General features: G+C 46.3%; 21 protein-coding genes and 2 pseudogenes. 19 read left to right on the top strand and 4 right to left on the bottom strand.

All coding sequences use genetic code 11. The features are described 5' to 3' along the window. The first annotated feature begins 97 nt into the window (after window positions 1-97). Both ABIX36_RS22595 and ABIX36_RS22590 read left to right on the top strand, forming a co-directional pair. Window positions 98-469 carry a BlaI/MecI/CopY family transcriptional regulator gene (locus ABIX36_RS22595; RefSeq protein ID WP_348084435.1) on the top strand — a complete coding sequence of 124 codons (372 nt, stop codon included), beginning with the start codon at window positions 98-100 and terminating at the stop codon, window positions 467-469. Then, a complete protein-coding gene (locus ABIX36_RS22590; RefSeq protein ID WP_348084434.1) occupies window positions 466-1,857 on the top strand; it encodes a M56 family metallopeptidase in 1,392 nt (463 codons plus the stop codon). Before ABIX36_RS22595 ends, ABIX36_RS22590 begins: the two co-directional genes overlap by 4 nt. A gap of 72 nt (window positions 1,858-1,929) precedes the next feature. Here the strand turns inward: ABIX36_RS22590 and ABIX36_RS22585 are convergent, their stop codons facing one another. Beyond that, window positions 1,930-3,411, bottom strand: a complete 1,482-nt coding sequence (locus tag ABIX36_RS22585; protein ID WP_348084433.1) for a glutamate synthase subunit beta — start codon at window positions 3,409-3,411, stop codon at window positions 1,930-1,932. A gap of 2 nt (window positions 3,412-3,413) precedes the next feature. Then, a complete protein-coding gene (gene gltB / locus ABIX36_RS22580; protein WP_348084432.1) occupies window positions 3,414-7,937 on the bottom strand; it encodes a glutamate synthase large subunit in 4,524 nt (1,507 codons plus the stop codon). A gap of 250 nt (window positions 7,938-8,187) precedes the next feature. Here gltB and ABIX36_RS22575 point away from each other — a divergent pair, with 250 nt between their 5' ends. The 12 genes and pseudogenes from ABIX36_RS22575 to ABIX36_RS22520 all read left to right on the top strand — a co-directional run bounded on the left by ABIX36_RS22575 (window position 8,188) and on the right by ABIX36_RS22520 (window position 19,752). Further along, window positions 8,188-8,679 (top strand): HAD family hydrolase, encoded by a 492-nt coding sequence (locus tag ABIX36_RS22575; RefSeq protein WP_348084431.1) that lies wholly within the window; start codon window positions 8,188-8,190, stop codon window positions 8,677-8,679. A 182-nt stretch (window positions 8,680-8,861) separates the two neighbouring features. Further along, on the top strand, window positions 8,862-10,388 hold the full coding sequence (locus ABIX36_RS22570; RefSeq protein ID WP_348084430.1) for a hypothetical protein: 1,527 nt from the start codon (window positions 8,862-8,864) through the stop codon (window positions 10,386-10,388). 425 nt (window positions 10,389-10,813) lie between these two features. Further along, the gene (hisG, locus tag ABIX36_RS22565) at window positions 10,814-11,665 is read left to right on the top strand and encodes an ATP phosphoribosyltransferase (RefSeq protein WP_348084429.1); all 852 of its coding nucleotides are present in this window, start codon (window positions 10,814-10,816) and stop codon (window positions 11,663-11,665) included. A 103-nt stretch (window positions 11,666-11,768) separates the two neighbouring features. Then, window positions 11,769-13,058 (top strand): histidinol dehydrogenase, encoded by a 1,290-nt coding sequence (hisD, locus tag ABIX36_RS22560; protein WP_348084448.1) that lies wholly within the window; start codon window positions 11,769-11,771, stop codon window positions 13,056-13,058. A gap of 109 nt (window positions 13,059-13,167) precedes the next feature. Continuing rightward, entirely contained in the window at window positions 13,168-14,214 is a 1,047-nt protein-coding gene (hisC, locus tag ABIX36_RS22555) for a histidinol-phosphate transaminase (RefSeq protein ID WP_348084428.1), read from the top strand. Next, window positions 14,211-15,359, top strand: coding sequence for a bifunctional histidinol-phosphatase/imidazoleglycerol-phosphate dehydratase HisB (hisB, locus tag ABIX36_RS22550; protein WP_348084427.1), 1,149 nt, complete (start codon window positions 14,211-14,213; stop codon window positions 15,357-15,359). The genes hisC and hisB overlap by 4 nt, the downstream gene beginning before the upstream one ends. Window positions 15,360-15,437: 78 nt before the next feature. Beyond that, window positions 15,438-16,028 carry an imidazole glycerol phosphate synthase subunit HisH gene (gene hisH, locus ABIX36_RS22545; RefSeq protein ID WP_348084426.1) on the top strand — a complete coding sequence of 197 codons (591 nt, stop codon included), beginning with the start codon at window positions 15,438-15,440 and terminating at the stop codon, window positions 16,026-16,028. Between the two features lie 5 nt (window positions 16,029-16,033). Further along, on the top strand, window positions 16,034-16,783 hold the full coding sequence (locus ABIX36_RS22540) for a 1-(5-phosphoribosyl)-5-[(5-phosphoribosylamino)methylideneamino] imidazole-4-carboxamide isomerase (protein ID WP_348084425.1): 750 nt from the start codon (window positions 16,034-16,036) through the stop codon (window positions 16,781-16,783). Window positions 16,784-16,831: 48 nt separating this feature from the next. Further along, window positions 16,832-17,176, top strand: a pseudogene (locus tag ABIX36_RS22535) (DUF559 domain-containing protein); the annotation flags it as partial. 69 nt (window positions 17,177-17,245) lie between these two features. Further along, window positions 17,246-18,001 (top strand): annotated as a pseudogene (gene hisF / locus ABIX36_RS22530) (imidazole glycerol phosphate synthase subunit HisF); the annotation flags it as partial. 154 nt (window positions 18,002-18,155) lie between these two features. Continuing rightward, window positions 18,156-18,743 (top strand): bifunctional phosphoribosyl-AMP cyclohydrolase/phosphoribosyl-ATP diphosphatase HisIE, encoded by a 588-nt coding sequence (gene hisIE, locus ABIX36_RS22525; RefSeq protein ID WP_348084424.1) that lies wholly within the window; start codon window positions 18,156-18,158, stop codon window positions 18,741-18,743. 106 nt (window positions 18,744-18,849) lie between these two features. Next, complete coding sequence (locus tag ABIX36_RS22520) at window positions 18,850-19,752, top strand: WD40 repeat domain-containing protein (RefSeq protein ID WP_348084423.1); 903 nt, start codon at window positions 18,850-18,852, stop codon at window positions 19,750-19,752. 448 nt (window positions 19,753-20,200) lie between these two features. Here the strand turns inward: ABIX36_RS22520 and ABIX36_RS22515 are convergent, their stop codons facing one another. After that, window positions 20,201-20,962: a C40 family peptidase gene (locus tag ABIX36_RS22515; protein ID WP_348084422.1), complete on the bottom strand. Its 762-nt coding sequence runs from the start codon at window positions 20,960-20,962 to the stop codon at window positions 20,201-20,203. 112 nt (window positions 20,963-21,074) lie between these two features. Further along, a complete protein-coding gene (locus ABIX36_RS22510) occupies window positions 21,075-21,428 on the bottom strand; it encodes a 4Fe-4S dicluster domain-containing protein (RefSeq protein ID WP_128531484.1) in 354 nt (117 codons plus the stop codon). A 104-nt stretch (window positions 21,429-21,532) separates the two neighbouring features. On the opposite strand from ABIX36_RS22510, the gene ABIX36_RS22505 reads away from it, so the two are divergent. The 5 genes from ABIX36_RS22505 to dnaJ all read left to right on the top strand — a co-directional run bounded on the left by ABIX36_RS22505 (window position 21,533) and on the right by dnaJ (window position 25,651). Next, entirely contained in the window at window positions 21,533-22,555 is a 1,023-nt protein-coding gene (locus ABIX36_RS22505; RefSeq protein ID WP_348084421.1) for an acyl-CoA reductase, read from the top strand. Window positions 22,556-22,675: 120 nt separating this feature from the next. Next, window positions 22,676-22,879, top strand: coding sequence for a fructose-6-phosphate aldolase (locus ABIX36_RS22500; protein ID WP_128531486.1), 204 nt, complete (start codon window positions 22,676-22,678; stop codon window positions 22,877-22,879). 3 nt (window positions 22,880-22,882) lie between these two features. Further along, complete coding sequence (locus ABIX36_RS22495) at window positions 22,883-23,566, top strand: ATP-binding cassette domain-containing protein (RefSeq protein WP_128531487.1); 684 nt, start codon at window positions 22,883-22,885, stop codon at window positions 23,564-23,566. Window positions 23,567-23,774: 208 nt separating this feature from the next. Continuing rightward, a complete protein-coding gene (locus ABIX36_RS22490) occupies window positions 23,775-24,365 on the top strand; it encodes a nucleotide exchange factor GrpE (RefSeq protein ID WP_348084420.1) in 591 nt (196 codons plus the stop codon). 119 nt (window positions 24,366-24,484) lie between these two features. Continuing rightward, window positions 24,485-25,651: a molecular chaperone DnaJ gene (gene dnaJ / locus ABIX36_RS22485; protein WP_348084419.1), complete on the top strand. Its 1,167-nt coding sequence runs from the start codon at window positions 24,485-24,487 to the stop codon at window positions 25,649-25,651. Window positions 25,652-25,695: the final 44 nt, after the last annotated feature.

Raw genomic sequence — 25,695 nt, 5'->3', positions numbered from 1 at the left:
CTCGACCCCCGCTTTCTAAAAAATATTTTCAGAAATACTTGCACTATTCAATTATTGCTCTACATTTGTAGAATAAAATATATACTTGTAGAGCAAAATGAAGTTATCGAAAGCCGAAGAACAGTTAATGGAGCACTTATGGAGACTGCAAAAGGCCTTCATGAAGGGTATACTGGATTGCTACGCCGAACCAAAACCCGCCACCACCACCATCGCTACCATGCTGAAGCGCATGGCCGATAAAGGCTTTGTATCCTACAAACTCTACGGCAACTCGCGCGAGTATTACCCGCTGATAGCAAAGGCAGAGTATTTCTCCAGCCATGTAAACGGTCTCATTAAAAGCTTCTTCAATAATTCGGCATCGCAGTTTGCGTCGTTCTTTACGCGGGAAACTAACCTCACCGCCACCGAACTGGAGGACCTCAAAAAAATCATCGAACAGGAAATTGATAAAAAGAAAAAATGATAGCATACCTCATCAAATCGGCTCTATGCTTAACGCTGCTGCTGGCCGCGTACCACCTTTTTTTAGAGAAGGAAAAAATGCACCAATTTAAGCGGTTCTTCTTGCTGGCAAGTTTGGTGCTTAGTTCGGTTATCCCCTTGATATCATTCACAACCAATGCGGTGCGATCTCCAATTGCCAATATTGCTCAATTCGAAAACATCGCGGTAGCGGCACCCAATGACAATGTTACCATCCAACCCGCCACCACGGTTGTAATCACCCCATCACCTGGACTGGTTTGGCAGGATTACATTTGCATAGCCTACCTGTTGGGCGCATCCCTACTGCTTATCCGCTTTATGGTAAACCTTGCGGCCATCCTCATCAAAACCCGCAGGAATGAGCGCGTATCTATACAAGGTGCTGTATTAGTTTTGGTTGCCCAAAAGGTTATCCCCAACAGCTTCCTCCATTACATTTTTGTAAATCGGGGCGAATACAACAACAATCAACTGGAAACCGAACTGCTAACGCACGAACTGGTCCACGTTCGCCAAAAGCACTCGCTGGATATCATCCTGATAGAATTGCTTAAGGCGGTGTGCTGGCTCAACCCCGTGTTTATACTCTACAAAAAAGCCATCCAGTTAAACCATGAGTTTCTGGCGGACGAGGGCGTTCTCCGATCTAAAACGGATATTAAAGCATATCAAAACCTGTTGCTCACCAAGGCGGGACTGTATTCCAACTACGCACTGGCCAGCAACTTCAATTATTCTGTAACCAAAAAACGATTGATCATGATGAAACATTCCACCTCCAAACTCAGGGCTGCGCTGACACAACTGGCGCTGCTCCCGTTGTTATTCGCATTGGTTTTTGTCCTCTGCGTTACCGCCGAAGCCCAACAGCAAGCCCCCGCAGGGAAGCCGACACCCGCTGAGTCATCTAAAAAGCAGGCCCCGATCGTAGCGCACCGCGACGGTGATATCTATCCCGATTCGGTGTTTATCCATTTCACCAATAAAGACGGCTCAAAATATATTAAACGCCTGAGCGAATTGCCCAAAAGCGAGCAAAAGGCCTTCCTACCGTTCACCCAAAAAACACCCCTTTCTGCCAGGCGTACCCCAGGCACCAAATTATTTAACAGTTGGAAGGATGGCAGTACCTACGGCGTTTGGCTGAACGAAAAGCATGTAAGAAATGACGTGCTGAACGATTACCAGGCGAAGGATTTTGTGCTGTACTATAGCAGCAAGCTCTACGGTGCCGCCAAAAAAGGCAGGGCATATGCTTACCAGGTAGACCTGTACACGCCCGAATATTACGACAAGATAAAGAAGCAAATTGATGCCGACCATAAGGCACGCACCCACATCAATATCTACTCCATGGTGAAATAGAAGAAATCCACTCAACCAAAAAAAGCGCCTTTTTGAGGCGCTTTCGCATTATGATGGGGTTTGGATTAGGGCTTAGTAAAACACCTGGTCGAACTGGTTCACGGCATCCTTGCTTTCCAGGTTGCTGTGACCCATTAAAAATTCGTCCACTTTACGTGCGGCTTCCCGGCCTTCTGATATAGCCCAAACCACTAATGACTGTCCGCGGCGCATATCGCCTGCAGCAAATACTTTACTTACATTTGTACGGTAAACACCTTCTTTGGCTTTTACGTTCTTGCGTTCGTCCAGGCCAACTTTTAGTTGCTCTAAAGCACCTTCAAACTGCGGGTTAAGAAAACCCATAGCCAAAAATACGCGCTGGCAAGCAATCTCGCGCTCACTGCCTTCCACTTCGGCAAATTTAATAGGGCGACCCATTACATCAATCTCCCAGCTAACATCGGCTACTTTAATAGCTCTTAGCTCACCGTTTTCATCGCCTAAAAACTCTTTTGTGTTAATTCCCCAGAAACGGTCAACGCCTTCCTCGTGGCTGCTGGTGGTTTTCATTACCATAGGGTAAGTTGGCCACGGCATGTTAGCGGTACGCTGCTCTGGTGGCTGTACCATCACCTCAAATTGCTTTACAGAACTTGCACCCTGGCGGTTTGATGTACCTACGCAATCGCTGCCGGTGTCGCCACCGCCAATTACTACTACATCTTTGCCCGTGGTGGTTATTTCTTCCCACTCAAAAGTGGTATTGCTAACACGTTTGTTCTGCTGCTTTAAAAAGTCCATGGCAAAATGCACTCCTTTAAACTCGCGGCCTGGGATAGGCAGGTTACGCGGAATGGTAGAACCACCTGCCAAAATAACGGCATCGTGCGTGCGTACCACCTCATCGGCAGCAATATCTTTACCAATTTCGGTATTGCATTTAAACAGGATGCCATCCTCTTCCATGATCTGGATGCGGCGGTCGATCACCCATTTTTCTAATTTAAAATCGGGGATACCGTAACGCAGCAAACCACCCGGGCGGTCGTCGCGTTCAAAAACGGTTACTTTATGGCCTGCTTTTGCCAGTTGGGCGGCAGCAGCCATACCCGCAGGGCCAGAGCCTACTACGGCAACCTTTTTACCCGTTTTAATAAGCGGGGCAGTAGGTTTAACCATATTTTTCGAATAAGCAACCTCTATAATGTGCTTCTCAATTTCCTCAATGGCAACCGGTGGTTTGTTGATGCCAAGCACACATGCCGATTCGCATGGCGCGGGGCAGATCCTGCCGGTAAACTCGGGGAAGTTATTGGTTGATGATAGTATCTGGTACGCTTCGCCCCAGTTTTTGCGATACACAGCATCGTTAAATTCCGGTATCACGTTACCCAGCGGGCAGCCGCTATGGCAAAACGGGATGCCGCAATTCATGCAGCGCGCGCTTTGCTGGTTCAATTTTTCCTCGGGGTACAAACCAACAAACTCGTTATAGTTTTTTAAACGCTCGGCAACCGGCGCTTTTTGGGGAAGTTCCCTGTTAAATTCCTGAAATCCTGTAGGTTTTCCCATAATTATCCTATAGCTTGTAATTGTTGTTTCTCTAAAACTCGTTTGTACTCTTTCGGGTAAACCTTAATAAAATCTGCCGAAGCTTTGCTCCAGTTTTTAAGGATCCCCTGGGCAACCTTACTGCCCGTTAGGTGGATATGCTTTTTCAGCAAGGCTGTAATTTGCTCCTGGTCAGTTACCGATAGCGGGTCAAGATCAACCATTTCCATATTACAGTTCTCGGCAAAGGTGCCCTTAGGGTTGTAGATCCAGGCTAAACCGCCGCTCATACCTGCCGCGAAGTTTCTGCCTGTTTCGCCTAATATCAGAGCACGGCCACCGGTCATGTACTCGCAACCGTGGTCGCCAATACCTTCTACAACCGTCGTAGCGCCAGAGTTACGCACCGCGAAACGTTCGCCCGCCATACCTCTTACAAACAGCTCACCGGATGTTGCACCGTAAAGCGCTACGTTACCAATGATGATGTTCTCCTCGGGCGCGAAAGTCGCGTTTGCAGCCGGGTAAATGGCTAACTGCGCGCCGGATAAACCCTTGCCCACATAATCGTTACCTTCGCCTTCCAGTTCAAAGGAAACACCTTTAGTGGTGAACGCGCCAAAGCTTTGCCCTGCCGAACCTTTGAATTTGTAGTTGATAGTATTATCCGGTAAACCTGCCGAGCCGTAGATCTTGGAAATCTCGTTAGAAAGCAGGGTACCAATGGTACGGTCTACATTCTTCACATCATAGGTAGCAAATACCGGCGTTTTATCTTCCAATGCGGCTTTCGCGTTTTCCAAAAGTTTCCAGTCTAAAATAGCATCCATACCGTGGTCTTGCTTTTCGCTGTTGTAAAGCGTCATGCCTTTGGTATTGTTTATTGGATGCAGGATGCCGCTCAGGTCAACCTTTTTAGCTTTCCAGCTTTGGATGTTATCTCTTACTTTTAGGAACTGTACGCGCCCAACCATCTCCTGGATGGTACGGAAACCAAGTTCTGCCATGATCTCGCGCAACTCTTCCGCCATAAAACGGAACAGGTTTACTACGTGATCAGCTTTACCGCTAAACAGTTTCCTTAATTCAGGGTCCTGTGTGGCAACACCGACAGGGCACGTGTTCAAATGGCATTTACGCATCATAATACAGCCCCCGGCAACCAAAGCAGCGGTAGCAACGCCCCACTCCTCGGCACCCAATAAAGCTGCTATAGCTAAATCGCGACCGGTTTTCAACTGACCATCCGTTTGTAACACCACGCGGCTGCGCAGTTTGTTACGTACCAAAGTTTGGTGTGCTTCCGATAAGCCAAGTTCCCATGGTAAGCCGGCATGTTTTACCGAACTGATTGGCGATGCACCTGTACCACCATCATAACCGGCTATCAGAATAACATCGGCATGTGCTTTTGCAACACCCGCGGCTATAGTACCCACGCCTGCTTTTGATACCAGCTTAACGTTGATACGGGCAGCGCGGTTAGCGTTCTTTAAATCGAAAATTAACTGCGCCAGATCCTCGATAGAGTAAATATCGTGGTGAGGAGGCGGAGATATCAAACCTACACCCGGTGTAGAGTGGCGTGTTTTGGCTATCCAGTCGTCCACCTTGTGGCCGGGAAGTTGCCCGCCCTCGCCGGGTTTCGCGCCCTGCGCCATTTTTATCTGCAGCTCATCGGCATTGGTAAGGTAATTAGATGTTACCCCGAAACGCCCTGATGCTACCTGCTTGATAGCCGAACGCATGGAATCGCCGTTTGGCATTTTTTCGTAACGTAATTCATCCTCGCCGCCTTCGCCGGTATTGCTTTTACCGCCAATGCGGTTCATGGCAATGGCCATAGTGCTGTGCGCCTCGTGCGAGATAGAGCCGAACGACATGGCACCTGTAGCAAAACGCTTCATGATCTCCTCTGCCGGTTCAACCTCATCAATATGTATGGCTTCGCGGTGGTGGGCAAAATCAAGCAGGCCACGGATGGTGTAATGCTTCTCTGTCTGCTCGTTTATTTTTGCAGCGTAGTTTTTGTAAACAGCGTAGCTGTTGCTGCGGGTAGCGTGTTGTAAAAGGTGAACGGTCTCCGGGTTAAACAAGTGAGCCTCTCCCCTGCGTTTCCACTGATAGATGCCACCCTCCGGCAGTAACCTAACATCAGTTTTACCGCTACCGAAACCAATTTTGTGTTTGCAAAGCGCTTCGCGGGCAATCTCGTCAAGGCCTAAACCGCCTATACGGGTTACACCGCCCGAGAAATATTTATCTACAACCGCTTTGTTGATCCCCAGGATCTCGAACACCTGCGAACCGTGGTACGATTGCAAGGTAGAGATCCCCATTTTTGAGAAGATCTTGAGCAAGCCATCGTTAACCGATTTAACGTAGTTTTTGTAAAGGGTTTTAAGATCGAGATTGGTTTCCAGGCTACCATTATCCTTCAGCGTTTCTATAGTGGAAAGCGCCAGGTATGGGTTAATAGCCGTTGCACCGAATGCCAGCAAGGTAGCAAAGTGGTGTACTTCCCAAACATCGCCGGTCTCTACAACCAAACCTACAGCGCCTCTGCGCCCTTTTTTAATTAAATGGTGATGCACTGCCGATACAGCCAAAAGCATTGGTATAGGCGCGTGTTCTGAGTCCACAGCACGGTCAGACAGGATCAGTACCTCAAAGCCATCATCCACGGCATCTTCGGCATAGCGGCAAAGCCTGGCTATACCTTTTTCCAGCGAACCGGCCATGCCATCGGCATTAAAGTAGGTTTGCAGGGTTTTAGCGTGGAACAGGCCGGTATCAATACTGCGCAGTTTTTCCAGCTGGTGGTTCTTCAGTATCGGGTGGTCTAAAACCACGCAATGGCAATGCATTTTATCTTCGTCAAGCAGGTTGCCGTTGTTACCAATAAAGGTAGCCAAACTCATTACCAAACGCTCGCGAATAGGATCTATCGGCGGGTTGGTTACCTGGGCAAAGAATTGTTTAAAATAGCTTGATAAATGCTGCGGTTTATCTGAAAGGATAGCCAAGGGCACATCGGTACCCATCGAGCCTACCGGCTCTTTGCCATCCAATGCCATTGGTTTAATGATGGTGTCGATATCCTCGCGGCTGTAACCGAATACCTGCTGGTACCGAAAAACAGAATCGGGCGATAAACTGGCGAAAGCCAAACGCGGCTCAGACAGTTCGCCAAGGCGAATTTTATAGTTATCCAGCCAACGGCCATAAGGCTGCTGAGAGGTTACTTGTTTTTTGATCTCGTCATCGGTGATAATCTTACCTTTTTCGGTATCTATCAGCAACATTTTGCCGGGCTGTAAACGGCCCTTGCGCAATACTGTACTTTCATCTATAGCTAAGGTACCCGCTTCTGATGCGGCAATAACGCGGCCATCATTGGTAATTACATAACGCAGCGGGCGCAGGCCGTTCCTGTCCAGCAGGGCACCAACCAGTTTACCATCGGTAAAGGTGATAGCGGCCGGGCCGTCCCATGGCTCCATTAAAGTAGCGTGGTATTCGTAAAACGCTTTTTTAACCGGGTCCATGTGTACGTTGCCGTCCCATGCTTCGGGTATCAGCATCATCATTACGTGTGGTAACGAACGCCCGGTGTGCAGCAAAATTTCGATAATGTTATCCAAACAGGCCGAATCCGACTGGTTGTTATCTATCACCGGTAACAACATCTCCATTTCTTCTGCCGTGAAGTAGGTAGAAACGTATGATTTTAAGCCCGAGTAGAACCAGTTTAAGTTACCTGTAAGGGTGTTGATCTCGCCATTGTGCGCAATTAAGCGGAACGGCTGAGCCAGTTTCCACGATGGGAAAGTATTGGTAGAGAAACGCGAGTGGATCATGGCAAAGCCCGATGCAATACGCGGATCTTTCAGGTCGGCAAAGTACTTACGCAGTTGGTAAGTAGTAACCTGGCCTTTATAGATAATGGTTTTGCAGCTTAACGAGGTGAAGTAAAAATACTCGCTCGCGGCAGGCACCGTTTCGGTAACTGTTTTGTTGATGTAGCGCCTTAATATATACAGCTTACGCTCAAAATCATCGGCGTTGGTAATATGGTGCGGGCGGGAGATGAACAATTGTTCAACGTCCGGCTCGGCCTGGCGGGCTGTTTCGCCAATAGCAGATGAATCTACTGCAAGCTTACGGTAGCCGAGCTTATGCAGCCCCATTTTCTCTATCGCATTAGTAATAATTACGCGGCATGCCTTCTTCAAGGCAGGCTCTTTGGGTAAGAATATCATCCCAACACCATACTCACCCGGTTCGGGCAGGTTGATCTCGAGGTTAGCACATTCTTCCATTAAAAATTCGTGGGGGAGCTGAATTAATATACCTGCGCCGTCGCCTGTTTCAGGGTCACAGCCGCACGCACCGCGATGCTCCATGTTCTCTAACATGGTTAACGCATCATCAATAATATGGTATGATTTATGTCCGTTTATATTGGTTATAAACCCAGTTCCGCAAGAATCGTGTTCAAATTCCGGCCGGTAAAGGCCCTGCTGGTTGCCATCGGTTTGATCCATTTTTTTATCCGATTTTTTGTAATTCGGGTAATAACGAAGTTAACGAATTATAATATTTTTATAATAACGCTATTAATTTTTTCAAATTTATTAAAACAATGCTATTATTAGGTTAATTTATTATTAAGCCGACAAAAAACGTAGGCTTTATATATGAAATTTTTAATTTTATCTTATTGTTTAATATGCACACATAGTAAATAAGCTTATTAAACTATTTTTGCCGAAAGCACATTACATCATATATTTTATGCCTGATAAGAATAAAGCAGTTTTTTTAGACCGAGACGGAGTGTTGAACAAAGAGATGGGCGATTACGTTTGTAAGCTCGAGGATTTCCACGTACTGGATAATTTTGACGCCTTAAAAGAACTACAAAACAGGGGGTATATGCTGCTGGTTGCCACCAACCAGGGCGGCCTGGCAAAAGGCTGGTACGATGTGCCCGAACTGAACAAAATGCACGCCCACCTTAAACAGGTTTACCACGAACAAGGTGTGGAAATAACCGATTTTTTCTATTGCCCCCACCACCCTGACTTTACCGGCGACTGCGATTGCCGCAAACCAAAACCCGGCCTGCTTTTTCAGGGGATCGAAAAATATAACATCGACCCATCGCTATCCTATTTCATTGGCGACCGCGAGCGCGATGTAGAGGCAGGAACCGCAGCCGGCGTAAAAGGTATATTAATAGACAGCGACCAACCGATAGCAACGGTGCTGGACCAGATAGCGTAAACACTGATTTCACGAATTAGCGCCCTAACCGGCATATTTTCGTCTTTAAATTCGCCCTATTCACTTAAAAAAAAAGCAGTTCTGTCAAGATTAACTGCTTAAACTTGGTGGAATTCGCTTTAATTGGTGCAATTCGGGTAATAATTTTAAACAATTTTATCTTTTTATGCTTTTACACGGTAATGGTAAAACCCAAATCCATACACGATTATAGTACCCTGATAGCCTGCGGCCTCGGCTTTTTCCTTATCTGCCTGTACACCAGTTACAGCGGTGTCGGCATCTCTCCCGACTCGATCATGTACACCAGCGCGGCGCGCAGTTTTGCCGCCGAAGGCACGCTAAAAACCTTCAACCACATCCCTATAGTAGATTTTCCGGTGTTTTACCCGCTGTTTTTGGGTATCATCAAAGTCATCAGCCGGGTAGATCCGGTAGCCTTTGGTGCAATGCTCAATTGCATCCTGTTCGCATCCTTATTATATAGCAGCGGCTGGATCATGAACCGCTTTGCACCCTCATCGCAATTATATAAATGGCTAATGCTGGTGGCTATAGCGCTAAGTCCTGGGCTGTTACAGATTTACTCCTACCTATGGTCGGAAACCTTGTTTATATTAGAGGTACTGTTTTTTATCATCGCATTCCGCCAATACTTAAATACGCATGCCGGCAAATGGCTGATAGCCGCGGCTGCCATAGCCGCCATTGGCTGCGTTACCCGTTACGCCGCGGTAACCATTGTGGGCACGGGTGGCCTGCTTCTACTGCTGGACAGGACGTTACCCATCAAAAAAAAGATAGGGCATATATTTATATATGGTGTGATCTGTATCTCGCTTTTAGTGAGCAATCTGGTATTCAACGCGTTTATGTCGGGAACGGTAACCGGCCCGCGCGAGCCTTCTATAACGCCCTTCATTAAAAACCTTTACTATTTCGGCACGGTGATGTGCGATTGGATGGGTCTTACACCAAGCCAATATTTTCTGGCCTTGCCTATTGCTACTGTTATGCTGCTGGGCTTTGTTGCGTCGCTGGCGTACAACTATTACCGCAGGCATTTAAACAGCTACGAGAATTTGGCTATTACTTTCTCGCTGGTGTATGGCTTGTTCATTATCCTGTCGTCTACCTTCTCGCGGTACGAGCGCATTAACAGCCGTTTACTCTCCCCTTTATATATAACCGCGTTGTGGGGTTATACCAGTTGGGTGCTGCTGTGGCTCAAAAGTATCAAACAGAAACGCACCCGATTGATAATAGCAACTATATCAATCCAACTGATGCTCGGCTTCATCGGCAAAGAATTTTATATAGATTATGACCGCTACAACGACCAGGTGAAGGACGACTACGGCGCCCCCGGCTACACCGACGCCAGCTGGCAGGAAAATGAATTTGCCAACTACCTGCGCACGATAGATAAAAAAATGTTCGACCCGGATGTATTGATCTATACCGATGCGCATGAAGCGGTGTACTTCTTCTCGGGTATATCATCTTACCTCGTTCCGCATAAATTCTTTAAAAACGATGTGAAGTTATTTTATAGCCGCAAACGTTTCTACCTCATCTGGTTCAACAACCTGGAGAACTCTGAACTCATTAATATAAAGGATATTCAAAAGGTGAAAACGCTGAAGCTGCTGAAGCAATTCCCGGAAGGGGCGATATATGAGTATGAGGGCGAGGTGACGAAGCCTTAACTAAGACTGCTTCCTCAAACCACGCCCCTATCATCCACACGTCATTGCTGTAAGGCACGAAGCAACCTCAGAACTATGATTATCATTGCATAAGGTTACCAACCTATCGGGAGATTGCTTCGTTCCTACCCATGACGTTTTTTTTAACGCAGGTCAATAATACATAAGCACTTATACATATTGCCACTTTGTTAAGGAACCATCATAAAAATTACTAAATTCCAATTTTTACGACTGAAAGATTTTGATTTTCCGCTCAAGTATCTATATTTGCATCGCTAATCTATAGTATTACTATACAAAAATGGAATTGTACAAACAACATCATCTGCATTTGCACCATCACCGCCCGGTGATGAATAGATAATGTATGTTTCTACGCGAAATAACAGCCCCATTTTATTATAGTACCTTAAACTCATTTTGTGAAAACACTAAAAATAGCGATCCAGAAATCGGGTCGGCTCAACGAAAAATCCGTTGAATTATTAAAGAATTGCGGCCTTAATTTTGAAAATTACAAGAGCTCGCTTATCTCTCCCGTATCAAATTTCCCTTTAGAAATTCTTTTTCTGCGCGATGATGATATTCCCGAATACGTTCAGGATGGCATCGCCGATCTGGGTATCGTAGGCGAAAACGTGATAGAAGAAACCGAAGTAGAAGTTGCCTACCTGCAGCGCCTTGGGTTTGGCAAATGCTCTCTTAAAATAGCGGTGCCAAATAACAACGACATAGCTACCCTTGCCGATTTGAACGGCAAAGCAATTGCTACCACCTACCCCGTAATTTTAGGCAAATACCTTAAAGAGCAAGGCATCACCTCTGATATCCGTACCATTTCGGGTTCGGTAGAGATCTCTCCGGGCCTTGGCCTGAGCGATGCTATCTGCGACCTGGTATCAACCGGCGGCACCTTAAAAAGCAACGGCCTAAAACCTTTTGCCGATGTAATGAGCAGCGAAGCGGTTTTAATTGGCAGCAAAGGCAGCGAAAACAACGACCTGATACAGGAGTTGATACAACGGATCCAATCGGTATTACGCGCTAAGGAAACCAAGTACGTGGTATTGAATGTAAAACGTGATAACCTGGATGCCGTGATCGCATTATTACCGGGCGTAAAAAGCCCATCGGTAGTGCCCTTGGCAGAGGCTGATTGGGTGGCGGTACACACCGTTATCCCCGAGCGAGACTTTTGGGACCGCATCAGCCAGCTAAAACAAGCCGGCGCACAAGGCATTGTCGTAATGCCGATTGAAAAGATAATATTGTAAGCCCCCTAACCCCCTGAAGGGGGAACAGAAGAATATAACGATGGATAACGATAATTTAAAATCAAGCTTTTCAAAAGCTCCCCCTTTAGGGGGCGGGGGGGGCTTGCCGATATTCAATTATTCGGATCTAACTGAAGCAGATATCGCTCGTCTCGTTCAACGCAATGTTGACCCGGCGAATGAGATCCGCGCTTTGGTGGAGGATGTGATAGAGCACGTAAAACAAAACGGCGACAGCGCCCTGGTGGATTACGCCCTTAAGTTTGATAAGGTGGAGCTGGATAAATTATATTTAGGCAAAGCCGAGCTGGAAGAAATTGCCGCGGCGGTATCTCCCGATCAGCAGGAGGCTTTGCAAACGGCTTACGCCAATATCTACAAATTCCACAAGGCACAGCTTAAAACCGAGGATAAGGTGGAAACCATGCCCGGCGTAACCTGCTGGCGCGAGTTGAGGGCGATAGAAAAAGTAGGCTTATATATTCCCGGTGGTACGGCGGTGTTGCCATCTACTTTTTTGATGTTGGGCATCCCGGCGAGGATAGCGGGTTGTAGCGAGATCGTTGTTTGTTCGCCCCCACAAAAAAACGGCAAGGTGAATGCCTTCATCGCATACGTGGCTTTGATGCTGGGCATTGATAAGGTGTATTTAGTGGGCGGTTCGCAGGCCGTTGCAGCAATGGCATACGGCACTGAAAGCATAACTAAAGTGGATAAGATCTTCGGCCCGGGTAACCAGTTTGTAACGAAGGCCAAGACTATTATCCAGTCGACAACCACCACCGCCATTGATATGCCGGCCGGTCCATCAGAAGTATTGGTGATAGCCGATGAAACCGCCAAACCTGCCTACGTAGCTGCCGACTTGCTGGCACAGGCGGAACATGGCATAGATAGCCAGGCTATATTAGTTTGCACCTCGCAAACCATCGCGGAGCAAACCTTAAAAGAAGTGGACAAGCAATTAGCCGTTTTACCCCGCGCCGAAATTGCCCGCCAGGCGATAGATAATTCCTACATCATTATCACCAATACTTTGGATGAAGCGATGGATTTCAGTAATGAATACGCGCCGGAGCACTTAATATTAGCTACAGAAAGCTGGAAAAAGCTCACGCCAAAGATCATCAACGCAGGTTCGGTATTCCTTGGCAATTTAACGCCGGAGAGCGTGGGCGACTATGCATCTGGCACCAACCACACGCTGCCAACCAGTAGTTATTCAAGAGCATACTCAGGCGTATCGGTAGATTCATTTGTAAAAAAGATCACCTTCCAGTTTTTAACAAAGGAAGGCATCCAAAATATAGGCCCGGCGGTAGAGCTACTGGCAGAAATGGAAGGCTTGCACGCGCATAGGAATGCGGTTTCAATCCGTCTTAATAATAAATAACGTCATTGCGAGGTACGAAGCAATCTCCCGATAAGCAGGGCGATATGCAAAGTTCAGAGATTGCTTCGTACCTCGCAATGACGGGTTGACCATTTAGAATACCAAAACAATGTACGACATCAATAATCTCCTTCGCCAAAACATCAAAAACCTAACCCCCTACTCTTCCGCACGTGACGAGTTCCAGGGAGAGGCCAGCGTGTTTTTGGATGCGAACGAAAATGCTTTCGGTTCGCCGCTGCCTGCTGCTTACAACCGCTACCCGGATCCTATGCAGCATGCTATAAAACTACGCCTGAAAGATATAAAAGGTCTCCCCGTTCGCAACATTTTCGTGGGCAACGGCAGCGATGAAGCCATCGATATCCTGTTCCGCAGTTTTTGTAACCCGGGCGTGGATAATGTGATCATCGTACCCCCTACCTACGGCATGTACCAGGTTTCGGCAAATATTAATGATGTGGAAACCAAAAAAGTATTGCTTACGGACGAGTACCAACTCAACCTGGAAGGCATTGCCGAAGCAATAAACGAGCGCACCAAACTCATCTTTATCTGTTCGCCAAATAACCCTACCGGCAACTCCATCAACCGCGAGGATATAGAAACCCTTTTGGCCAATTTCAACGGCCTTGTGGTGGTAGATGAGGCTTATATCAACTTTAGTCGCCAAAAAAGCTTTATACAGGAACTAACCGAATACGCCAATTTAGTGGTGATGCAAACCCTTTCCAAAGCATGGGGCCTCGCCGGTTTGCGCGTTGGTATGGCTTTCGCAAGCGAGGAGATTATCGAAGTAATGAACCGCGTAAAGCCGCCTTACAATGTAAACGAAGCGTCGCAGCAGTTAGCGCTGCAGGCCCTGCAAAACGTGCAGCAGGTAAACGATTGGATTAAAGAGACCCTTATACAGCGGGATAAACTGGTGATCACGCTGAAAACGATGGATTTTGTGCTGGATATTTACCCATCCGATGCCAACTTCGTTTTGGTTAAAACCACCAACGCAACGGGCATTTACAATTACCTGGTAGAAAAAGGCATCATTGTACGTAACCGTACCAATGTGGAACTTTGCGAAGGTTGCCTTCGCATTACCGTTGGCACGCCCGAAGAAAATAAAACACTGCTATCAACTTTACAGCAATACAAATGAGCAAGCTGCAAAAAATACTCTTTATAGACCGCGACGGTACCATCATCAACGAAACACCTGATGAGCAGATAGATTCCTTCGCCAAGCTTACTTTTTACCCCGGCGCGCTGCAATACCTGCCAAAAATTGCCGCTGAGCTTGACTACGAACTGGTAATGGTTACCAACCAGGATGGTTTAGGCACTTCGGTTTACCCTGAGGACAGCTTTTACCCGGTACATAACCTCATCATCAAAACATTTGCAAACGAGGGCGTGCATTTTACTTACGAGGCTATTGACCGCACTTTCCCGGTAGATAACGCCCCTACCCGCAAACCTGCAACAGGGTTGCTAACCCAATACCTCGACGAGACCAAATACGATCTTAAAAACTCCTTCACCATTGGCGACAGGAAAAACGACGTACTGCTGGCCAAAAACCTGGGTGCAAAAGCTATCTGGATCAACAATAAATCCGGTCTGGGCGATGGAGAGTTTCAACCCGAAATTGATAGCGATATTGCCGGTGTGGTCGCCCTGCAAACCCTCAGCTGGAAGGCTATTTATGAGTTTTTGAAACTGGGCGAGCGCGTTATAGAGCACCGCCGTACTACCAAGGAGACAGATATCTACATCAAACTAAACCTTGATGGTACGGGCGAAGCTAAAGTTTCAACCGGTCTGCATTTCTTCGACCACATGCTGGATCAGATAGCCCGCCACGGCGGTATCGACCTGGAAGTTATCGCCAAAGGCGACCTGCATATAGACGAGCACCACACCATAGAAGATACCGGCATAGCACTTGGCGAGGTGATAGCCACGGCCTTAGGCAATAAAATGGGCATTGAGCGCTACGGCTTTTGCTTACCGATGGATGATTGCCTGGCACAGGCAGCCATTGATTTCGGTGGGCGCAACTGGATCGTTTGGGATGCTGAATTTAAACGCGAGAAGGTTGGCGATGTACCTACCGAGATGTTTTACCACTTCTTCAAATCGTTCAGCGATGCCTCAAAAAGCAACCTCAATATAAAAGCCGAAGGACAAAACGAACATCACAAAATAGAAGCTATATTTAAAGCCTTTGCCAAAGCCATTAAAATGGCGATAAAAAGGGACGTGAATAAGATGATTTTACCCTCTACAAAAGGACTTTTGTAAAACAGATACAAGAGCCAAGAATCAAGAGACAAGACATTTGTAGCTCTCTTGATTCTTGTCTCTTGACTCTAAAAAGATATGATTGGAATAATCCGCTACGGCGCCGGCAACATATTTTCTCTTACTGCTACATTAGAGCGGCTGGGCATTGCCTACGGCATGATCAACACCGAGGCCGACTTTGAACTGTACGACCGCTACATTATCCCCGGTGTAGGCCACGCGGGTGCTGCCATGCACAAACTGGAGCACACCGGGCTGGTACCTGCTATCAAAGCGCTCAATAAGCCTACTTTGGGTATCTGCGTAGGCATGCAATTGCTTACCAGCTACAGCGAAGAAGGCGATAGCGATCTGCTCGATCTGTTCCCCATTAAAACGCTTAAGTTCCCGGCCACCCATGGTTTTAAGGTACCGCATACTGGTTGGAACCAGGTTTTCCCTGAAAAAGAAAACCCACTTTTTGCAAATATTCCAACGGGATCACACTTTTACTTTGTACATTCATACTTTATTGAGTATGACCCATTATACACTTTATCATCAACAAATTACGTTAATAAGTTTTCGGCATCAATTTGGCGGGATAATTTTTATGGCGTACAGTTTCACCCCGAGAAATCAGGCGCCTACGGCGAACAACTATTAAAGAACTTTTCAAAAATCTAAAAGCAATGTATATAATCCCCGCCATTGATATTTTAAACAAAAAAGTTGTAAGGCTGCGCGAAGGCGACTACGGCCAGGTAACTGAATATGATGTCACCCTCGAAGAAATGATAGAGCGGTACCAAAGCAATGGTACCAACTTTATTCATATCATCGACCTCAACGGCGCAAAAAACGACTTTAGCAATCAGCAATACCTGTTTGATGTGATTCGCAAAACAGATATGCAGGTACAATATGGCGGCGGTATCCGCAGCATTGATAAGGTAAAAGAACTGATAGACGCCGGCGTACACCGCGTTATTGTTGGTACGCAGGCCATTACCAATCCCCCCTTCCTTCACGATTTGAGCAAAGCCATCTGCGGTCGCGATAAATGCAGCGACCAGGTGGTAATCGCTATCGACGTGTTGGATGAAGTGATAAAATACTCTGGCTGGATGGAAAGCTCACCGCTTAAACTGATGGATTATGTAGATAAGTGCCTCTCTTTAGGCTTCTTCCGCTTTTTATGTACCGATATTGATAAGGACGGCAAACTGGCTGGCGCAGGCATAGAACTGTACGAAAAACTGCTGGACCATTCTCCCTTTATTAAACTAATCGCATCGGGCGGTGTAAGCTCCATGGCAGATATCGAAAAGCTAAACAATATCAAAGTAGAATCGTGCGTGGTAGGCAAAGCCATCTACGAAGGCCATATCAGCATCGAAGAAATAAAGAATTGGAATTTGGAAAGTTTGATGTCGATATAACCCCCCGCCCCCTAAAGGGGGAGCTTTTGAATTGCAACCTAAACTGCTATGAGCAAACGACTGTTTTTAAGCGCCGGGCCAGAAATCTTTGAAAACGCCAAAGCCTTACGATACAACATGACCCATGCCGAAACAGTATTATGGGGATATCTAAAAGGTAATCAACTCGGTGTTAAATTCAGAAGGCAGCATCCGTTGGGCATTTACATAGCAGATTTCTATTGCCATCATCATAAACTAATAATTGAACTGGATGGCAGCATTCACAACCTACCGGAAATAGCTGCAAACGATATACAAAGACAAAAAAACTTAGAAGCTGATGGCATCAGATTTTTAAGATTTACTAACCAAGAAATTTTCAACGATCTCAATAAAGTTTTGACTACCATAAAAGAAGACTTAAATTCCCCCTTCAGGGGGTTAGGGGGCTCAGGCTCCCCCTTCAGGGGGCGGGGGGGGCTTGCCAAGCGCATAATCCCCTGTCTCGACGTTAAAGACGGCCGCACTGTAAAGGGCGTAAACTTTGTTGACCTGCGCGACGCAGGCGACCCGGTTGAACTCGCCTGGAACTATTCCCAGCAAGGCGCCGATGAACTGGTGTTTTTAGACATCACCGCCACAGTCGAAAAACGCAAAACCCTGGTAGAACTGGTAAAAGCAGTTGCAAGGCAAATCAATATCCCCTTTACTATTGGTGGTGGTATTATGGAAATTGCCGATGCGGATGCCTTGCTGAATGCAGGTGCCGATAAGATCTCCATTAACTCCGCAGCGGTACGTAACCCGGCTTTAATAGATGAACTGGCCAAAGCTTTTGGTGTGCAATTTGTCATAGTTGCTGTTGATACCCGCGTGATGGGCGATAAAAACATCGTCCACCTAAACGGCGGGCGTTTACCAACCGATAAACAAACTTTAGACTGGATCCTGGAAGCTGAAAGCCGTGGCGCAGGTGAGATACTCCTCACCTCTATGGACCATGACGGCACCAAAGCAGGCTTTGACAACGGACTTTTAACACAGGTGAACAACGCGGTAAACATCCCGGTGATCGCCTCGGGCGGTGCCGGTTCAGTACAGCATTTTGTAGATGTGTTTGAGCAAACCAATGTGGATGCTGCTTTGGCAGCCTCGGTATTCCACTACGGCGAGATCCTGATACCAGATCTGAAAACCGTTTTAAGGCAGAATAATATTGAGGTGAGGGAAATATAATCCATCTTTACCCACGCGTCATTGCGAGGTATGAAGCAATCTCCCGATAGGCAGGGCGGACATGCAAAGCTTAGAGATTGCTTCGTACCTCGCAATGACGTAACGTTTAAATTACCCGTTGGCGGTGTCCTCACCGCCAACAAACAAACAGAAAATGAACATCGATTTCGACAAAACAAACGGGCTTGTACCCGTAATTATACAGGACGAGCACACGCTTGAGGTGTTGATGCTGGGTTACATGAACCAGCAAGCTTACGATAAAACAGTGGCCGAAAATGTGGTTACATTTTTCTCCCGATCAAAAAACCGCTTGTGGACCAAGGGCGAAACCAGCAAAAACTACCTGCATGTAAAAACCATGCATATAGATTGCGATAACGATACCCTGCTGATAAAAGTGAGCGCCGATGGACCAACCTGCCACACCGGATCGCGCAGCTGTTTCCAAACGGAATACAACCAGAACTTTATTATGCAGTTGGAAGGCATCATTGCCGATAGGTATGCCAACCCGGTAGAAGGCTCGTACGTAAATAAATTACGCGCGAAAGGCCTCAACAAAATTGCCCAAAAAGTGGGCGAAGAAGGCGTAGAAACCGTTATAGCCGCCCTTGCGGAAACGGAGACCGACCTCATCAACGAAGCATCGGACCTGGTGTTCCACCTGCTGGTCTTGCTTCGCGAAAAGAATTTAACACTGGAGCGGATAGCTAAGAATTTAGAGGAAAGACATAAGTAGTTCATAGCTTATAGTTCATGGTTCATAGCAGCTCCAATGTACCGGCAGCGGCTAAGAGCAACACGAGCTACCATGAACTATCATCCATGAACCATGAACTAAACACATGCACGTAATAAAAACCGCAGAACTCACCGGTCACAGCAATCCGATATTTACGCTGGAGCTTTCGCAAAAACCAGGAGTATTGTTTACCGGTGGCAACGATAGGGGGCTGGTAGAATGGAACCTGGCGGATAACAGCTTCATCAAAGTGATGTTCCCGGTGCCTGCTTCTATTTATGCTATCCATTGTCCCGAAGGATACCCGCTGCTATTTGCCGGGTTGCGTAGCGGCGATGTGCTGGTTTTCGATTTTATTGAGCAGAAGATCACACATCGGTTACGCAAGCATATCAAACCTATTTTCGATATTAAATCCATCAGCAAAAAAGATGAGTTGCTGATTGCTTCCGAAGATGGCACCGTATCCGTTTGGAGCCTTAAAACAATGGATTTATTGCATACCATCACGGTTTCTAATGACACGGTGAGATGTATCAGCGTAAATCCTATTGCAAACCAGGTTGCCTTTGGCTGCCGCGATAATAGGGTGATGGTTTACGATTCGGAAGATTACAGCCCCATCAAAGCACTTATCGGGCATACCATGGCGGTTTTTTCGTTGCAATATTCGCCTAATGGAGAGTACCTCGTTACGGGTGCAAGGGACGCACAGGTAAAAATTTGGGACAATAAAACCTATACCCTGATACAGAATATCCCTGCGCATCTGTTCGCAGTAAATCATATCGCCTTCCACCCTACCCGGCCTTATTTTGCTACGGCAAGTATGGATAAAAGCATCAAAATTTGGGATGCCGCCGATTTTAAATTACGCAAGATCATCAACCGCGAAAAGGGCTACCCATCGCACCGCCTTTCTATCAATAAGCTGGCCTGGAACAGCGACGAATTGCTCTCCGTAAGCGATGACAAAACCATAATGCGCTGGCAAGTGGATTTTTAGATCAGCCCGGTTATTCTGACTAATTCCCTTTATTAATTATTCTGTAATTTTTTTTCAAAAACCGTCACCTTCACACAACAAATTACGTATAAAGTATGTTAAGTTAATATAACAGCGAAGTAAATTGTCCATTATGCTTTTGCTGATAATAACCAATTGTAAGCAGTAACTCATTAACTGCATTAGAGCTAAATACCGGGGAGATGAAAAAGATGCGATTTATTAAAAATGAGCCTAAGAGGTTTGTTTTTTTAGTTCTGGTCATATTAAGCTTATGCTTATCTACACAATACACTTTTGCGCAAGGAAACACTGGAAATATATACGCCGGGAAACTGGCTTTTATAAATGCATTCGAGGTGTTTTTAATAGTAGGCGCATTAATGCTTATTAATTTCGTTTTGTTTCACAGCAATAAAAACACCGACCGAAATACAGAATTATAGGCTTAGAGGAAACGTTTGATCACGTTTAGCTTGTGGGTGTACCGCTTCAACTCTTCCGACCAGATGCCCTCGCTATCCAGCAGATCAATTTTTACTCTGCCCGATGCGTGTATAATTTGCCCATCATTAAGTACAATACCCACATGCGTTATTCTCCCTTCGGGGTTATTGAAAAAGGCGAGGTCGCCCAGTTTGGATTGCGCCAGGTTTTCAACCAACTGGCCTTTGTTAGCCTGCATCGAGGCATCGCGCTGCAAATTCAACCCGCATAACCGGTAAACTACCTGGGTAAAGCCAGAGCAATCTATACCGAAATGCGTACGGCCACCCCATAAATACGGCGCGTTTAAAAAAGAGCAGGCAATGTTGGCAATACGGTCGGTTTCGCCAATTTCGCCTATGATCTCAAATTTTTGGTTGCCTATATAACAGGTGGTTCCCTTCAAAAACGCCAGTGAACTGCCTGCAGAAAGGTAAATTATCGAGTTATCTGCTATTTTCCAGGCTTGGGTAACAGCCCGGTAGGTAAGCGGCGCAGGGTTACGCTGCAGATCTTTATACGCAATATGCCCTAACGAAACAAACTGCAGCTGGTCTATCCAACCGGTGTAGCTATCAATGGCGGTTGTTATTTTGGCCCATTTATTACCATATTCTGTAACCTCAAACGCTTCGCCAAACAAAAGTTGCGACACCAACTCGCTACGATCGCTGGGTTCAGCGCGCATAGGTACGATAGCAATATTGCAAATGCCGTATTCCATTTTTTTACAAGAAGTAGTATGATGTTCTCAGGTTAATAACGTGTCAAGGTAACAAAAAAAGGGGAAGCTTGTTTTGCTTCCCCTTTTGTAACAATATTGTTTCTTAATATTGTTACCCGTTAGCGTGCAGCCAATCTTTTTTGGCGTGTAATTCCTCTTCTGTCTCGCGTACATCCTCATCATCCACACAGCAATCAACCGGGCAAACCGCGGCACATTGTGGCTCATCATGAAAACCAACACATTCGGTACATTTATCGGGCACTATGTAATAAATATCATCAGAAAGGGCAGCTTGTGCTTCTTCTGCATTCAATGTATTACCATCGCCAAAATCAATAATTCCTTTTAAGTCCGTCCCGTCAGAAAAGCGCCAGGCGGCACCAGCGTCATAAATAGCATTATTGGGGCACTCTGGCTCGCAGGCTCCGCAGTTTATGCATTCATCGGTGATTATAATCGCCATATTTTTTAAATAATCTTATATTCTCAATTAACTTTGCCCCCGCTATGGAAAGCACGCAAATATAACAAAAAAACACTTTAAGGGTTTAGCTCCTTAACATATATATGTCAAAATTAGAGATAAATAATACCGTAAATACATTTTCTGAACTCGGAAAACGCCTTGCGGCACCCAATGAGGCCTTGATGGAGGTGATCAACACCGAGCGCCAGTACAATGCCTGGTTTACCCCAGAGAGTGTTTTAGAAGCTGTAAAGGCCAATGGCGGGATGCTAAACAGCAGCGATCTAACAAAATGGCTCGGCACTTACAACATCACCGAAGGCAAAGGTAAAAAGATTGGTTTGGTACTTGCCGGCAATATCCCGCTGGTGGGTTTCCATGATGTACTCAGTGTATTGGTGAGCGGCAATCACGCTTTAATTAAAGCCTCATCCCAGGATGCCCGGCTCATTAAATACGTGCTGAATTTACTGGTGGAGATTGACGAAAGCTATCAGGATCAGTTCAGTTTTGTAGAGCGACTGGTTGATTTTGATGCCATCATCGCCACCGGTAGCAACAACACATCGCGTTATTTTGAGTACTATTTTGGCAAGGTGCCCAACATTATCCGCAAGAACCGTAACAGCATTGCGTTGCTTACAGGCAATGAAACAACGGAAGAACTGCACAGCCTGGGGCGTGATATATTTGATTATTACGGACTGGGTTGCCGTAATGTATCTAAGGTGTTTGTGCCCGAGGGTTACGTGTTCAATAAATTTTTTGAATCGATAGAGGATTTTAACCCGATCATCAACCATCATAAATACAACAACAATTACGATTACAATAAATCCATTTACCTGGTAAACCGCGATGAGCACCTGGATAATGGCTTTTTATTGCTCAAGCAGGATGAGCGCCTGGTATCGCCGCTGGCAGTTTTATTTTACGATACCTATACCGATTTGGCATCGGTACAAAAACAGCTGGAAGAACAAAGCGAACAACTGCAATGTATTGTAACCACGGCCCCGCTGCAAACCAAAAACCAGGTGGTAACTTTTGGCAACAGTCAGCACCCGCAATTATGGGATTATGCCGATGGCGTAGATACGATGGAATTCTTGGCAAATCTTTAAAATAACAATACCTTTGGGGGGAAGGGGTTCATAGTTCATGGATTATAGTTCATAGCAAAAGCGAGCATCTCCTATGAACCAAGAACTATCATCTATGAACTATCACCCATGAACTAACGCATGTATATTATAAAAGTAAAAGGCGTTGCCAAAATACCCGATTACGTGCAGCTGCGGGATGATAAGTTTACGCTGCTGGCCTATTTTAGGGTAGACAGGCCCGATAAATCGCTGGATAAAATTGGGCTGGGCGACAGGCAAGATTATATTATGGGCATTGTTAACGACCTGCCCTTTGGAAAGATATTAAAATTAGAGCTATAAAAAATGATTGGAAACTCTATTATAAAACTCAATAACGTTGATATTTTTCAGCAGAAGCACCTGGTGTTATCAAACGTTAATCTGCATATTGATAAAGGCGATTTTGTGTGGCTGATAGGCCAGACAGGTTCGGGCAAAAGTAGTTTACTGAAGGTTATCTATGGCGACCTGAGTGTTGCCAGCGGAACCGGCCACGCCTGCGGATACGAGCTGAGCAAACTCGCCAGCAAAGAGATCCCCTACCTGCGCCGCAAGCTGGGGATCGTTTTCCAGGATTTTCAGTTGCTTACGGATAGATCGGTAGAGCAAAACCTGCATTTTGTACTGCGGGCCACCGGATGGAAAGATAAAAAGGAGATCTCCGATCGTATTTTAGATGTGTTGGAAAAAGTGGGCCTCCGCTCCAAATTAAAGAAAATGCCGCACGAACTTTCCGGCGGCGAGCAGCAGCGCGTAGTAATTGCCCGTGCCTTGTTGAACAACCCCGAAATTATACTGGCCGACGAACCAACCGGCAACCTGGACCCGGATACTTCAGAAGAAATTGTACTGCTGCTAAAACAAATCAGCCAAATGGGTACCGCCGTGGTAATTGCCACACACGATTACCATATCATCCGCACCTTCCCTTCGCGCATTATTAAATGCGAAAACGGCAAGGTATTAGAGGATGTGCAGATAGCGTAGGCAGTAGGCCTCACCCTGCCCTCTCCAAAGGAGAGGGTTTTTTTAATATTTTAAAGTCCTCTCCTTTGGAGAGGATTTAGGTGAGGCTTCTGCCAACTGAAACCTGCCAACTGCCAGCCGCAAACTGCAAACTTTACATAAAATTTTAATGTATTCTGACATGCTGTCGGTTTTACACCGGTGGCAAGATACTTGATTAGCACTATTCATGAATTTTAACGACATGTTGAAGAAAAAAAAGAAGGAAAATTCAGAAACACCTGAAAATACAGTGGAAATAACAAACGAAAATAACCCGGGCGACGAACAGGAAGTAGCCCAGCAGGAAGAAACTACCGAAGTTACCATTTCGGCAGAAGATAAATTAAAGGACGAACTGTCGCAGGCCACTGATAAGTATTTACGCTTATATGCCGAGTTTGATAACTTCCGTCGCCGCACCGTAAAAGAACGCGAAGAGGCCCGTAAAACAGAAGGTAAAGAGCTGATCGTAGCTTTATTACCGGTGCTGGACGATTTTGAGCGCGCCCTGCGTGCTACCGAAAATGCTACCGAGGTAGCGCCGGTACGCGAAGGTGTTATACTGATACAAAATAAGTTAAAGAATATTTTAACGCAAAAAGGCTTAAAAGAAATGCAATCTATCGGCACTGAATTTAATGCCGATATACACGAGGCCATTACCAGCATCCCCGCCCCTACAGATGATATGAAGGGCAAAGTAATTGATGAAATGGAAAAAGGCTACGAGCTTAACGAGCGCGTGGTACGTTTTGCCAAAGTAATTGTGGGAGCGTAAGGTGGATAGCGGATTTCGGATGTTCGATTTCGGATTTGTCCTGAACCAACTATTCCCGTATCCTAAAATATTTATACTAAATCCGAAATTGAAAATTCGAAATCCGAAATAAGAAGACTATGGCTAAGAGAGATTATTACGATGTGCTTGGGGTAAGCAAAGGCGCTGATGCTGATGAGATAAAAAAAGCATATCGTAAAATGGCTATTAAATATCACCCCGATAAGAACGAGGGCGATAAAGCAGCTGAAGAAAAGTTTAAGGAAGCTGCCGAGGCCTACGAGGTGTTGAGCAGTGCCGAAAAACGCCAGCGTTACGACCAATTTGGCCACGCGGCCAACGCATCATCGCCAAATGGCGGTGGTTATGGCGGCGGCAGCATGAATATGGACGACATATTCAGCCAGTTTGGCGATATATTCGGCGGTGGCGGTGGCGGCGCGTTCGAAGGTTTCTTTGGCGGCGGCAGGCAGGGTGGCGGTGGTCGCCGTGTTGCCCGTGGCAGCAACCTGCGCATTAAAGTGCGGTTAACCTTAGAAGAAATTGCCAACGGTGCCGAAAAGAAGATAAAAGTAAACAAGCAGATCATCTGTAAAACCTGCGAGGGCAGCGGCGCTAAGGATAAAGCATCCTTCAGCACCTGTAAAACTTGTGGCGGGCAGGGTTCTGTACGCAGGGTTACCAATACTATTTTGGGCCAGATGCAAACTACCAGCACCTGCCCTACCTGTAACGGCGAAGGATCTACCATTACCTCAAAATGTACCGTTTGCCATGGCGACGGTGTGGTACGCGGCGAAGAAACCATCACCATAAACGTACCTGCAGGTGTAAGCGAAGGTATGCAGCTAAGTATGGCTGGCAAAGGTAACGCGGCCCCGCGCGGCGGTGTACCGGGCGACCTCATCATCCTGATAGAAGAAGTACCGCACGAAACCCTTAAACGCGATGGCAATAACGTGATATACGATCTGCATGTAAACTTTGTTGATGCAGCCATAGGTACCAGTGTAGAAGTACCTACTATAGACGGTAAAGCAAAAATTAAACTGGAGCCGGGCACCCAGGGCGGCAAGATCCTGCGCCTTAAAGGCAAAGGCGTACCGGAGGTAAACTCTTACCACCGCGGCGACCAACTGATCCACATCAACATCTGGACCCCCAAGGCATTAAGCCGCGAAGAGCGCGAAATGTTGGAAAAACTGCAAGGGTCACCCAACTTTAAACCAAACCCGGGTAAGAATGAGAAAAGCTTCTTCGAACGGATGAAGGAATATTTTGAGTAGTTTTTGAGGTAAAAGCTTAAAGGCAAAAGGTAAAAGGAAGCCCG

Origin of the sequence: Mucilaginibacter sp. (genome assembly GCF_039925265.1) — a bacterium.
Taxonomy (GTDB): Bacteria; Bacteroidota; Bacteroidia; order Sphingobacteriales; family Sphingobacteriaceae; genus Mucilaginibacter.
This window is presented reverse-complemented; position numbering and strand designations above follow the sequence as displayed.

Coding starts and splice junctions, on each gene's coding strand:
- hisB (WP_348084427.1), top strand. CDS start 14,211: ATGAGCAAGCTGCAAAAAATACTCTTTATAGACCGCGACGGTACCATC.
- ABIX36_RS22585 (WP_348084433.1), bottom strand. CDS start 3,411: ATGGGAAAACCTACAGGATTTCAGGAATTTAACAGGGAACTTCCCCAA.
- ABIX36_RS22570 (WP_348084430.1), top strand. CDS start 8,862: ATGGTAAAACCCAAATCCATACACGATTATAGTACCCTGATAGCCTGC.
- ABIX36_RS22500 (WP_128531486.1), top strand. CDS start 22,676: ATGTATATTATAAAAGTAAAAGGCGTTGCCAAAATACCCGATTACGTG.
- ABIX36_RS22590 (WP_348084434.1), top strand. CDS start 466: ATGATAGCATACCTCATCAAATCGGCTCTATGCTTAACGCTGCTGCTG.
- ABIX36_RS22505 (WP_348084421.1), top strand. CDS start 21,533: ATGTCAAAATTAGAGATAAATAATACCGTAAATACATTTTCTGAACTC.
- ABIX36_RS22595 (WP_348084435.1), top strand. CDS start 98: ATGAAGTTATCGAAAGCCGAAGAACAGTTAATGGAGCACTTATGGAGA.
- hisC (WP_348084428.1), top strand. CDS start 13,168: ATGTACGACATCAATAATCTCCTTCGCCAAAACATCAAAAACCTAACC.
- ABIX36_RS22520 (WP_348084423.1), top strand. CDS start 18,850: ATGCACGTAATAAAAACCGCAGAACTCACCGGTCACAGCAATCCGATA.
- ABIX36_RS22515 (WP_348084422.1), bottom strand. CDS start 20,962: ATGGAATACGGCATTTGCAATATTGCTATCGTACCTATGCGCGCTGAA.
- ABIX36_RS22510 (WP_128531484.1), bottom strand. CDS start 21,428: ATGGCGATTATAATCACCGATGAATGCATAAACTGCGGAGCCTGCGAG.
- gltB (WP_348084432.1), bottom strand. CDS start 7,937: ATGGATCAAACCGATGGCAACCAGCAGGGCCTTTACCGGCCGGAATTT.
- ABIX36_RS22490 (WP_348084420.1), top strand. CDS start 23,775: ATGAATTTTAACGACATGTTGAAGAAAAAAAAGAAGGAAAATTCAGAA.
- hisIE (WP_348084424.1), top strand. CDS start 18,156: ATGAACATCGATTTCGACAAAACAAACGGGCTTGTACCCGTAATTATA.
- dnaJ (WP_348084419.1), top strand. CDS start 24,485: ATGGCTAAGAGAGATTATTACGATGTGCTTGGGGTAAGCAAAGGCGCT.
- ABIX36_RS22540 (WP_348084425.1), top strand. CDS start 16,034: ATGTATATAATCCCCGCCATTGATATTTTAAACAAAAAAGTTGTAAGG.
- hisH (WP_348084426.1), top strand. CDS start 15,438: ATGATTGGAATAATCCGCTACGGCGCCGGCAACATATTTTCTCTTACT.
- ABIX36_RS22575 (WP_348084431.1), top strand. CDS start 8,188: ATGCCTGATAAGAATAAAGCAGTTTTTTTAGACCGAGACGGAGTGTTG.
- ABIX36_RS22495 (WP_128531487.1), top strand. CDS start 22,883: ATGATTGGAAACTCTATTATAAAACTCAATAACGTTGATATTTTTCAG.